General features: G+C 76.5%; 11 protein-coding genes. 1 reads left to right on the top strand and 10 read right to left on the bottom strand.

Annotated elements, in window-relative coordinates; all coding sequences use genetic code 11:
- Positions 1–86 precede the first annotated feature (86 nt).
- The 10 genes from PGN05_RS17655 to murD all read right to left on the bottom strand — a co-directional run bounded on the left by PGN05_RS17655 (position 87) and on the right by murD (position 9,254).
- Entirely contained in the window at positions 87–842 is a 756-nt protein-coding gene (locus PGN05_RS17655) for a hypothetical protein (protein WP_419753867.1), read from the bottom strand.
- Complete coding sequence (locus PGN05_RS17650; RefSeq protein WP_419753866.1) at positions 839–1,342, bottom strand: helix-turn-helix domain-containing protein; 504 nt, start codon at positions 1,340–1,342, stop codon at positions 839–841. Before PGN05_RS17650 ends, PGN05_RS17655 begins: the two co-directional genes overlap by 4 nt.
- A gap of 88 nt (positions 1,343–1,430) precedes the next feature.
- On the bottom strand, positions 1,431–2,414 hold the full coding sequence (locus PGN05_RS17645; RefSeq protein WP_419753865.1) for an asparaginase: 984 nt from the start codon (positions 2,412–2,414) through the stop codon (positions 1,431–1,433).
- Positions 2,415–2,482: 68 nt separating this feature from the next.
- Entirely contained in the window at positions 2,483–3,043 is a 561-nt protein-coding gene (locus tag PGN05_RS17640) for an aerial mycelium formation protein (protein ID WP_419753864.1), read from the bottom strand.
- Positions 3,040–3,906, bottom strand: coding sequence for a 3-keto-5-aminohexanoate cleavage protein (locus PGN05_RS17635; protein ID WP_419753863.1), 867 nt, complete (start codon positions 3,904–3,906; stop codon positions 3,040–3,042). The genes PGN05_RS17640 and PGN05_RS17635 overlap by 4 nt, the downstream gene beginning before the upstream one ends.
- A 155-nt stretch (positions 3,907–4,061) precedes the next feature.
- The gene (locus PGN05_RS17630) at positions 4,062–5,168 is read right to left on the bottom strand and encodes a YgfZ/GcvT domain-containing protein (protein ID WP_419753862.1); all 1,107 of its coding nucleotides are present in this window, start codon (positions 5,166–5,168) and stop codon (positions 4,062–4,064) included.
- On the bottom strand, positions 5,165–5,620 hold the full coding sequence (locus PGN05_RS17625) for a Fur family transcriptional regulator (protein ID WP_419753861.1): 456 nt from the start codon (positions 5,618–5,620) through the stop codon (positions 5,165–5,167). Before PGN05_RS17625 ends, PGN05_RS17630 begins: the two co-directional genes overlap by 4 nt.
- A gap of 10 nt (positions 5,621–5,630) precedes the next feature.
- Positions 5,631–6,521 (bottom strand): glutamate cyclase domain-containing protein, encoded by an 891-nt coding sequence (locus tag PGN05_RS17620; protein ID WP_419753860.1) that lies wholly within the window; start codon positions 6,519–6,521, stop codon positions 5,631–5,633.
- Positions 6,518–7,846, bottom strand: coding sequence for a hypothetical protein (locus PGN05_RS17615; RefSeq protein ID WP_419753859.1), 1,329 nt, complete (start codon positions 7,844–7,846; stop codon positions 6,518–6,520). The genes PGN05_RS17620 and PGN05_RS17615 overlap by 4 nt, the downstream gene beginning before the upstream one ends.
- Positions 7,847–7,919: 73 nt before the next feature.
- Positions 7,920–9,254, bottom strand: a complete 1,335-nt coding sequence (murD, locus tag PGN05_RS17610) for a UDP-N-acetylmuramoyl-L-alanine--D-glutamate ligase (RefSeq protein WP_419753858.1) — start codon at positions 9,252–9,254, stop codon at positions 7,920–7,922.
- 169 nt (positions 9,255–9,423) lie between these two features.
- Here murD and nhaA point away from each other — a divergent pair, with 169 nt between their 5' ends.
- Complete coding sequence (nhaA, locus tag PGN05_RS17605) at positions 9,424–10,731, top strand: Na+/H+ antiporter NhaA (protein ID WP_419753857.1); 1,308 nt, start codon at positions 9,424–9,426, stop codon at positions 10,729–10,731.
- The last annotated feature ends 173 nt before the right edge of the window (positions 10,732–10,904 follow it).

Below are 10,904 nucleotides of genomic sequence, written 5' to 3'. Positions count from 1 at the left end.
GGCCAGCCCCCCCGGGGCCCCCGCGACCACCCCGGGGCCCGGCGCGGCGGCGCGCCCCCTGGCCCTGTGCGGTGCGGTGCTGGGTGTCAGCTGTCGCTCTTGGCCGGCACGGCGGTCGGGTCGGCCGGCTTGGCGGTGCGGGCGCGGGTCACCCGGGCCGAGGCCTTGGCCGGGCTGCTCTTGCGCGCGGCCGAGCTCTTCTTGGCCGGCTTGGCCGGGGCGACCTCCGCCTCGGCCTCGCCGAGGGCGGCCTTGGCCGACTCGGCGGCCTGCGCGGTCTTCTCCTCGGCGGCGTCGAGGACCTTGGCGGTCTTCGCGGCGGTCTTCTGCGCGACGGAGGTGACCTCGTTGGAAGCCTCCGCCACGGTCTCGGCGGTCTCCTCGAGGACGTCCTCGAGACGGTCCTCGACGGCGTCCACGGCGCGCTCGGCGCGGAAGACGACCTTGCGGAAGGCCGGCTGACGACGCAGCTCCTCGACGACCTCGCCACCGCGGACCGCGAGGGTCTCGATGGTGGCGACCGTCTGGGTGCGGGCGGTGCTGACCAGACCGGTCAGGGTGCTCACGACCGCGTCGGGGCGGACGACGGAGACGACCTGCTGGGCGGAGGTGCGGGCCGTGCGGACGGCCTCACCGGCGCGGGTGCGGGCCTCCTTGGCGGCCAGGTCGGCCTGGACCTGGGCCTCGCCCGGCAGGGCCTCGGCCTTGGAGCGCAGCGACCCGACGACGGCGCGGGCGCGCTCGACGGCCAGGTCACCGGCGCCGACGGCGGCCAGCAGGACGGTCTTGTTCTGGACGACGACGGTGCCGCCGACCTTCTTCAGGGTCTCGGTGGTGCTCATGCCGACTCCTTCGAGGTGCTGGGGGTGGAGGTGGGGGCTTCGATGGTCCGACCCGCCGCGTGCTCCCGGACGTAGGTCTCGTAGAGCTCGAGCAGCACGGCCTTGTGCCGCTCGGACAGCGCCTGGTCGGCCCGGATGGCCGCCACGGTGTCCGGGTTGCCTGCGCGGCGGTCGAGGATGCCGGCCTGCTCGTAGAGCGTCTCGGCCGAGATCTTCAGGCCCTTCGCGATGGCGGCGAGGATCTCCGCCGACGGCTTGCGCAGGCCCCGTTCCACCTGGGACAGGTACGGGTTGCTGACCCCGGCGCTGCGGGCGAGCTCACGCAGGGAGACCCGGGCGGCGCTGCGCTGCTCCCGGATGAAGTCACCCACCTGGGAGCTGGTGGCCGTCACCTTCGAGCGCTCCGCGGCGACGGTCTCCGCGACGCTGCCCGCGAGCTGGTCCACCTTCTCGCGGACGGTGGTCACCTGCTCGCGGACGAACTCGCCGGGCTTCTGCACGCCTCCGACGCTAACCGCGGGTGCTAGCAGCTGCAAGCGCTGCAGCTAGCACCGGGCGGTGAGGTCCCTCACAGTCGTCCGGTTCGGCTCAACCCGCGAGCACCGCGGCCGGGCGGACCTCCCCCACCACGTCGTTCCCGCCGGTCACGGGCACGAGCGTCCACGGCGCCAGCTGCTCCGCCGGGACGCCGAGCCGCAGCAGGCCGGCGCACAGCGCGGGGGTGCGGCCGCGGTCGCCGCCGTCGTCCAGCTTGAGGGCGACCGCTCCGCGGCCGGGCAGCGCGGCCACGTGCACGCCGTCGGCTCCGCCCTTGACGAGCAACCCGTCGACCGCGCGCATGAGGTCGGTGTCCTCCCGGCCGGTGCCGGCGACGAACCAGGGGGCGGCGCGCATGGCGTCGGCCACCGAGCGGTCGCGGCTGCCGGGGGCCGCCTCGACCAGCGAGACCAGCCCCCGGGCCAGCCCGGTGAGCGGCAGCCCGTGCTGCGGAGCGCCGCAGCCGTCGACGACGACCGCCGCGACCGGCGTCCCGGCGGCCTCGCCGAGCCGTGCCTCGATGGCCTGCTGCAGCGGGTGCTCGCGCTCCAGGTAGCCCGCGGTCGGCCAGCCCGCCGCGACGCAGGTGGCCAGCATCGCGGCGTGCTTGCCGGAGCAGTTCATCGCCAGCCGCTCGGGCGCGCGACCGGCGGCCAGCCAGGCGGCCCGGGTCGGCTCGTGCGACGGCAGCGCCGGCGGGCAGCCGAGGTCGTCGGGCCCCAGCCCGGCGGCGGCCAGCACGGCGGCGGCCAGCTCGCGGTGGCCGTCCTCCCCGGAGTGCGAGCCGGCGCCGATGGCCAGCTCCTCACCGGAGCGCGGCGTCCACCCGGCGGCCAGCAGCGCGGTGGCCTGCACCGGCTTGTTCGACGACCTGGGCAGCACCGGCCGGTCGACGTCGCCCGCGGCGAAGCGCACCTCGCCGTCGGGGCCGACGACGACCAGCGCACCGCGGTGCACCGACTCGAGGAACCCCGAGCGCCACACCTCCACCAGCACCGGGTTCTCCGGCCACTCGGAGGACCCCGTCCCCCTCACCCCTCGCGAGCTCGGGGCGAGCGTCTGGACGGGGCCAGCGGGGTCCAGAGGGCGCGGGCCGTCCCCGTTCAGTGCCGGCCCTCGTCGGCCAGGAGTGCGGCGACGTCGGCCTCGCCGTTCTGGTACCGGCGGCCGAGCTCGGCGGCCAGCCCGTCCATGACCCGCTGCACCCCGCGGCGGCGCTCCGACAGCGAGCTCTCCGCGGCGGCCAGGGCGCGGGCGGCCTGCTCGAGGTCGGGCTCGGCCAGCGCGGTCACCGAGGACAGGTCGACCCCGGGCGTGAGGGCGTTGACCCAGGACTCGTAGTCCTCCGGCGCGGCCGGCTGCACGGTCTGGTGCCGGCCCAGCCCGTGCGCCGGGCCGCGGCCCTTCTCGGCGAGGATCTCCGGCAGCAGGTCGACCAGGGAGCGGCCGTCGTGCTCGGCGCGCCGCTGCAGCTCCCGGCGGACGATGTCCAGCCGGCCCTGCAGCAGCCGGCGCGTGTAGGAGAGGTTGACCTCCTCCTGCTCGGCCTGGCGGCGCAGCCGGCGGACGTCGGCCATCGGCCGCTGCACCGCGGCCTCGAGGAAGCCGGGGTCGAGCAGCGCGTCGACGGCGGCCCCTCCGGCGGGGATCGGTTCGGGGGTCACGAGGAGGCCTCCACGGTCGTGCGGGTGTGGGCGGGCAGGTCGATGCCCAGGAACGCGCGGGCGTCCCCGGTACTCATCGGCGGGCGCTGGGCGATCCGGGCGACTCCGGCCGCGCGGGCCACCAGCTGGGCGTTGTCGCGCACCGGCTCGCCGGGTGCGTAGGTCAGCGTGTCCTCCATGCCGACCCGCAGGTGCCCGCCGGCCGACAGCGCGGCGAGCATCACCGGCAGCGAGGTCCGCCCGACGCCGGTGGCGGCGAAGGACGCCCCCGGCGGCAGGTGTGGCAGGCAGGCGGCCAGCGCCTGGGTGGTGCCGGGCATCCCGCCGGGCACGCCCATCACCAGGTCGACGTGCACGTGCCCGCCGTGCGGGGGGCCGTGCCGGTCCAGCAGCCGGGCGAGCGTGGCCAGATGGCCGAGGTCGAAGACCTCGTACTCCGGGACGATGCCGCGCTGCTGCATCTGGGTGTGCAGCTCCACGATGAGGTCCCAGGGGTTGCTGAAGACGTCGTGGCCGAAGTTCACCGTCCCCAGCGTGAGCGAGGCGGCGTCCGGCTCGGCGTCGAGGACGGCCAGCCGCGCGTCGAACGGATCGGTGACGGCGCCGCCGGTGGACAGCTGCACCACCAGGTCGGTGGCCTCGCGCACGGCGGCGACCACCTCGCGGACCCGCGCCGGCTCCAGCGTCGGCCTCGTCCCGGCGTCCCGGACGTGCAGGTGCACGACGGCGGCGCCCAGCGCCTGGCAGTCGCGGGCCGTGGCGACGACCTCCTCGACGGTCACCGGCAGCGCCGGGACGTCGGCCTTGGCCGACTCCGCGCCCGTGGGCGCGACCGTGATGAGCGTCGTTGTCGAACTCACCACGCCGTCCAGGCTCGGTTCCGCACCCGCTCCGGTCCTCGCTCGCTCTGCACCAAGTCGCCTCCGCGGTCGCTCCGCGCCTCGCTCGCTGGCGCTCGCTCGATGCTCACTCCCTGTCGGCTCCCGCGCTCGCTGCGATGCTCACGCGCGCGTCACCTTCACCGGGGGATCGTCGCAGACCGGACCGCGCGCACCCGCTCGCGGGCGGCGGCCACGGTGGGGTCGACCGCCGCCGGGACGTCGTCCGGGTCGACCGCGGCCCGCGCGCCGCCGACGGTGAGCTCCGTGCCGGGCTGCACCGACTGCTTGAGCAGGGCCAGCGCCACCGTGCCGAGCTCGTGGTGCCGGACGACGGAGCCGGCCCGGCCCACCTCGCGCGCCCCGGCCAGCACCGGGGTGCCGGGCGCCGGCAGCTCCTCGCTGAGCCCGTCGAGGTGCAGCAGCACCAGCCGGCGGGGCGGCCGGCCGAGGTTGTGCACGCGGGCGACGGTCTCCTGGCCGCGGTAGCACCCCTTGTCCAGGTGGACGGCGCTGGTCAGCCAGCCGGTCTCGTTCGGGATCGTGCGGTGGTCGGTGTCCACGCCCAGGCGCGGGCGGCGGGCCTCCACCCGCAGCGCCTCGTACGCGTCCCGCCCGGCGGGCCGGGCACCGGCGGCCAGCAGCGCGTCGGCGCGGTCGGCGAGCTCGGCGCGGGGCACCAGCAGGTCGACGACGGGCGCGCCGTCCCCGATCGGCGGCATGCGGCGCACCCAGCCGCCGCCGTCCAGCCCGAGCACCGCGTACGGCTCGGCGGGGACCGGCAGGCCGGCGGCGGCCAGCACGGCGTCCGCCTGGGGCCCGACCAGCGACAGCAGCGCCCACTGGCCGGTGACCAGCGCCGGCTCGACGCGCAGCATGAACCGCATCCGGTCGAGGAAGGTGTGCAGCGCCGCCCCGGTGCCCGGCTCGACGTCGGCCCAGGTGGTGCCGGCGAGGTCGGCCAGCACGAGGTGGTGCTCCACGTGCCCGTTCGGCGAGAGGACCAGCGCCTCGGCGCCGACGCCGTCGGCCAGCCGGTCCAGGTGCTGGCTGGTGAGGCTGTGCAGCCAGGTCAGCCGGTCGCCGCCGGGGACGGCGAGCACGTCGCGGTCGCTGCGGTCGACGAGCGCGGCGCCCTCGGCCAGCTCCCGCTGCTCGCGCAGCGGGCTGCCGAAGTGCGCCGGGACCGTCCCGCCCTCCACCGGCACGGCGCCGGGCTGGGCGAGCAGGGGGCTCGGGGTGGTCATGACTTCTCCTGTCCGGCTCGTTCGCGGCACGCTCGGCAGGTGCCGGACAGCGCGACGTGCCCCACGTCCAGCTGAAAACCCAGATCGGCGGCCAGACGTTCCGCCGCCCCGTCGAGCAGCGCGGGATCGGCCGAGGAGATCTCCCCGCAGGCCTGGCAGACCACGTGCAGGTGCGGGCGCTCGGCGGCGTGGTAGACCGGCGCGCCCTTGCCCAGGTGCGTGTGCCACACCAGGCCGAGCCGCTCCAGCAGCTCGAGGTTGCGGTACACGGTCGAGGTGTCGGGCGCGGCGCCGTCGGGCCCGGCCTCCTCGCGCAGCCGCGCCCCGATGGCCTCGGGGGTGGCGTGCTCGAGCGCGGCCACCGCGGCCAGCACCCGCTGGCGCTGGCTGGTCAGCCGCAGCCCGCGGGCGCGCAGGCGCTCGGCCAGCTCCGGAGGCGAGGCGTCGGACACGCCGTCGAGCCTAGGCGTGCGCGAGGCCGCGCAGATCGCGGATCAGGTCGGCGTAGTCCGCCGTCGGCACGCCGTCCACCGAGGCGCCGGGCCGGCCGGTGACGCCGTCGATGCCGCCGGCCGCGGTGGCGGCGGCGAGGACCGCGGCGTCCACGGCCGGGTCCAGCAGCGCCCGCAGCGCGCTCCCGTGCCCGGGGGCGAGCACGGCCAGCGCCGCGACCAGCGCGTAGCAGCCCCAGTTCGACGTGCCGGCCGTGACCAGCGCCCCCACCGGCACCCGGCAGGCGATCTGCGCTCCGGCGGCGACGCAGGCGGCGACCACCTCGGCCGGCACGTTGCCCATGCCGATCTCGTTGCCGCCGTCGCCGACCGCGCCGGTGACCAGGCCGGGCAGCGCGAAGGCGGCGTGCAGCGGCGCGGTGGACGCCGTGATGTCCACCGCCCGCATGGTCAGCACCCGGCCCTCGGCGTTGGGGCCCAACCGCTCGACGGCGACCAGGTGCGACAGCCCCAGCCCCGCGACCCGGGCCGCGACCGCCGGCTCGTCCGCGCCGACGGGCACGACGGTCAGCCGGCCGGCGCCCAGGACGCCGAGGCAGGCCCCGGTGACCTCGGCGCACGGGTCGTCGGTGAGGACCACCGGCTCCGCGCCGAGCGCGGCCAGCGCGGCGGCGAGGACGGCGGTCCCGACCGGGCCGTCGGTCTCGGCGGCCGGCGTGGGCGCCCAGGCGATGTGCACGCCGGTCACCAGGCCGACGCGGGTCCGCGCCGAGCCGGCCGCGGCGAGGTCGCCGGCCAGGCGGGCGAGCTGCCCGGCCACGGCGGCACCGAGGCCGCCGACGTCGCGGGCGCCGGGCCGCAGCACCGCCCGCTCGATCGCGCGCAGGCGCCCGGCGCTCACCCGACCGGGCGGCGGGCCTCCGCGAGCACCCGCTGCAGCGCGGCCCGGTGCTCCGGCGGGACGGCGGAGTCGCCGCGCGGCTCGAGGAAGCCCTCGACCGTGGCGCCGGTGACCGCGGCGGAGGAGGCCGCCTCCTCGCCCAGAGCCCGGACGACCGGGAACCCGCCCCAGGCGGAGCTGCGCGCCAGGTGGGCCATCGCCGCGGCGCTCTCCGCGCGCTCGCCCACGCAGTCGAAGGGCTTCTCCGTCGCCCAGAGCACCCGGAAGCCGTCGGTGAGGGCGAGGTCCTCCAGCGGGTTCCCGCCGAACATCGCCACCGCCTCGTCCGGGGTGAGGAAGACGGCGAAGCACAGGAAGGTGAACAGGCACTTGTCGCAGTGCAGGCACCACCGCTGCGTCGCCGCGCCGCCCTCCCCGAAGCCCATGTGCTTCTGGGTGTACGCGCGGTTGCAGCTGAGGATCTCCCCGCGCAGGTCGGGCAGCGCGGCCACCGCGGCGACCGTGGCCAGCTCCGACAGCTGCCGGGTGAGGCTGAAGTAGGTCACGCCGACCTCGGCGGCGGCCGCGGCGAACAGCCGCTCGAACTCGTAGGACTTCGAGTACTGGTGGTTCACCCGCGCGCCGTCGACCTCCAGCGTCTCCTCGTCGGCCGAGCGCTCGTTGGCGAACACGACGGGGTCGAACCCGCCCAGGACGGCGACCAGGGTGGAGATCGCCGAGTTGATCGCGGTGACCGGCACGTGCCCGTTGAGGCCGCCGGCCGCCGTCCGCTCCGCCAGCAGGGGGTCCAGCCGCCGGCGGACGCCGATCAGCGGCACCCCCGCCGCGCGGGTGACGTCCCGCTGCGCCCCGGTCGGGTTGATCGCCAGCGCGGTCGCGGGCGAGACGACGACCAGCGCGAGGGCCGAGTCCTTGCCCCCGCCGACCGGCAGCAGCGGGCCCCCTCCCCCGGCTCCGGCCGGAACGGGGTCGGCCGCGCGGAGGTCCACGTCGAACTCCACGGCGTGCGGCACCGGGAGCCGGTTGACCGCGGCGAACTCGCCCAGGCCGTGCGTGTAGGCGGCCTCGGCGACGGCGAGCTGGGCCTTGGTCAGCGGGCGGGTGACCCGCACCCGGCCCGGCGCGCGCAGCTTGTAGTAGCTGGTGCCCATCACGAGGTGCACGAGGTCGAGCGCGGCGTCCAGCCGGGCGAGGTCGCCGCCGGCGAGCCCCTCCGTGTCGAGGACCAGCCGCTCGGTGAACTCGTCCTCGCCCAGCCGGTAGGTGAAGGCCGCCTCGCCGGTGGTCAGGTCGAGGGTCCGCTCGGCGACGATGAAGTCAGACACTGCCCTCTGGTCCGACTCCGCGCTCCGGTCCGCTCCTCGCTCGTTCCTCGCTGCGATGCTCCCGGAGCTGTCGTCAGACACGCTCGGCTCCGGCCTCGAGGAGGATCTGCTCATAGGTCCGTGCCAACTCCTCGTAGTTGCGGTAGCGGTTGTAGCTGGGGGCGCCCGGGGACAGCAGCACGACACCGCCGCGCGGCGTCGTCCGCACCGCCTCGGCGACGGCCTCCGGGAGCCCGGCGGTCTCGGTCACCGGCGGCTCGGCCCCGCGCTCGGCGGCGGCCGACCGCACGTCGGCGGCCAGCCGGGCACCGGTGTCGGGCACGGTCAGGACCCGCACCGCGCCGTCCCGGGCGACGACGGCACGGGCCAGGTCGGTGTAGTCCAGGCCGCGGTCCTGCCCGCCGGCGATGAGGGTCACCGGTCGCGCGGCGAAGGCGGCCAGGGCGGCCAGCACCGACACCGGCGTGGTGCTCAGCGTGTCGTCGACGAAGGTCACGCCGTTGCGCGTCGCCACCGGCGCCAGCCGGTGCGGCAGCGCCCGGAAGCCGGCGACGGCGGCCCGGACCGCGTCCGCCGTCGCCGTCAGGTCCACGCCCATGCGCACGGCGGCGGCCAGCGCCACGTGCACGTTGGCGACGTTGTGCAGGCCAGGCAGGTGCTCGGGCCGGAACCCGGCCGCCTGCGCGGCGGGGACGACGTCGCCCGGGTCGACCATCAGCGCGGGGTCGAGGTAGCGCCCGGCGACCTCGCGGACCGGGGCGGCGGCGACCACCGACCCCGGCGCGCACCCGACGAAGACGTGCAGCTTGTCGCGGTAGTACGCCTCGACGGTGCGGTGCCAGTCGAGGTGCTCGGGCGCCAGCGAGGTCACCGCGCCGCAGCCGGCGAAGTCGTCGACCGCCGCCGCCTGGTAGCTGGATATCTCCACGACCAGCGACGTCCCCTCCCCGACCGCGGCGTCGAGCAGGACGTCGAGCAGCGGCGTCCCGATGTTCCCGGCGTGCACGGCGGGCCGGCCGGCCGCGGTGAGCACGGCCGCGGCCAGCGCGCTGGTGGTGCTCTTGCCCTTCGTGCCCGTCACGCAGAGCGTCGGGACGTCGCGGGCGCCGAACTCCGCCAGGGCGATGCCGGTCCCGGAGGCGAGGGTGGTGCGGGCGGCGAGGTCCTGCGCGTCCTCGCGGTAGGGGCTGATGCCCGGCGAGCGGAGGACGACGTCGCAGCGGGCCAGCGCGGCGACGTCCGTGCCCGACTCGGCACCGGGCGGGAGGTCCTGCGGCGACGGGGGGACGGCGTCGACGACCACGATGCCCGCGGCGCCGGCGGCCACGGCGGCCCGGACGGCGGCCCGCCCCTCCCGGCCGTGCCCCCAGACCCCGACCCGGCGCCCGGCGAGGTCGGCGAGCCTCACGGGCGGCTCCGGGAGGGCAGCGCCGTGCGGGGACTCACGGCGCCCACTGTACGGAGCACGGCGGAGGGCGGCGGGCGCCCACGGGAGCCCGCCGCTAGGCTGGACGTCAGGTGCGCCGGGAAGTCTGGTCGGCAACGTCCTCGCCGACCCCATCCCCTGGAGCCGCCCCGTGACCCCACCCGCCCGTCTGCTCGGCCGAGGGTCCTGGGCCGAGGCCCGCCGGATCGCGGCGGTGCTCCGCCAGGAGACCGTCGGGGGCGCGCTGCTGCTGGCCGCCGCGGCCGTCGCGCTGGTCTGGGCCAACTCGCCGTGGTCGGCGGCCTACGAGACGCTGCGCGACACCCGGGTCGGCCCGGCCGCCCTGCACCTGGACCTCACCCTCGGCACCTGGGCGGCCGACGGGCTCCTGGCGGTGTTCTTCTTCGTCGCCGGCCTGGAGCTCAAGCGGGAGTTCGTCGCCGGCGACCTGCGCGACCCGCGCCGGGCGGCCCTGCCGGTGGCCGCGGCCGTGGGCGGCATGGCGGTGCCGGCGCTGTTCTTCGTGCTGGTCAACCTCGGCCGGGACGACGGCGTGCTGCGCGGCTGGGCGATCCCGTCGGCCACCGACATCGCGTTCGCGCTCGCCGTCCTGGCGGTCATCAGCACCCACCTGCCCAGCGCGCTGCGGACGTTCCTGCTCACCCTCGCGGTGGTCGACGACCTGCTGGCCATCGTGGTGATCGCGATCTTCTACACCGACGGCTTCTCGGTCGTCCCGCTGCTGCTGGCCCTCGTCCCGCTGGGCCTGTTCGGAGTGTGCGTGCAGAAGCGGATCCGCTCGTGGTGGCTGCTGCTACCGCTGGCCGCGGTCACCTGGGTGCTGGTGCACGAGTCCGGGGTGCACGCCACGGTGGCCGGCGTCCTGCTCGCGTTCACCGTGCCCGTGGTGCGCAGCGCGGCCGCCGGGGGCCCGGACGCCGGCCCGGGACTGGCCGAGCACCTCGAGCACCGGCTGCGGCCGCTGTCGGCCGGGATCGCGGTCCCCGTGTTCGCCTTCTTCTCGGCCGGCGTGGCGGTGGGTGGCCTGTCCGGGCTGGGCGCCTCGGTCACCGACAGCGTCGCCGTGGGCATCGCCGTCGGCCTGGTGGCGGGCAAGGCGATCGGCATCACCGCCTCGACCTGGCTGGTCGCGCGGTTCACCCGCGCCGAGCTCGACGAGTCGCTGGGCTGGCCCGACGTCGTGGGCGTGGCGCTGCTCGGGGGCGTCGGCTTCACCGTCTCGCTGCTCATCACCGAACTGGCCTTCGGGCTGGGCTCGGCGACCTACGACCACGCCAAGGTCGGCATCCTCACCGGCACGCTGGCTGCGGCTCTGCTGGCCACCGTCGTCCTCCGGTCGCGGAACGCGCGCTACCGGCGGGTGTACGAGGAGGAGCAGGTCGACCTCGACGCCGACGGCATCCCCGACGTCTACCAACGGCGTTCCCCTGAGAGCTGACAATCGACGTTGCCGACCCCTCCGGCGCGACGTACCGTCGAGGCACACGAGAGAGGAGGTGGTCCGTAACTTTGCTTGAGTACAGGACTCGTGAGGTGGCTGTCCGCTAGCCGCCGTCCAGATGGGCCGCCCGTTCAGACGACAGTCTGAGCGACGGCAGATCGCCCGTCCGT

It is taken from the genome of Geodermatophilus sp. CPCC 206100 (assembly GCF_048569675.1).
Lineage (GTDB): Bacteria > Actinomycetota > Actinomycetes > Mycobacteriales > Geodermatophilaceae > Geodermatophilus.
This window is presented reverse-complemented; position numbering and strand designations above follow the sequence as displayed.

What these genes read in the sequence shown, in the direction of transcription:
- PGN05_RS17655 (WP_419753867.1), bottom strand. Translation starts at nt 842, where the DNA reads ATGAGCACCACCGAGACCCTGAAGAAGGTCGGCGGCACCGTCGTCGTC.
- PGN05_RS17630 (WP_419753862.1), bottom strand. Translation starts at nt 5,168, where the DNA reads ATGACCACCCCGAGCCCCCTGCTCGCCCAGCCCGGCGCCGTGCCGGTG.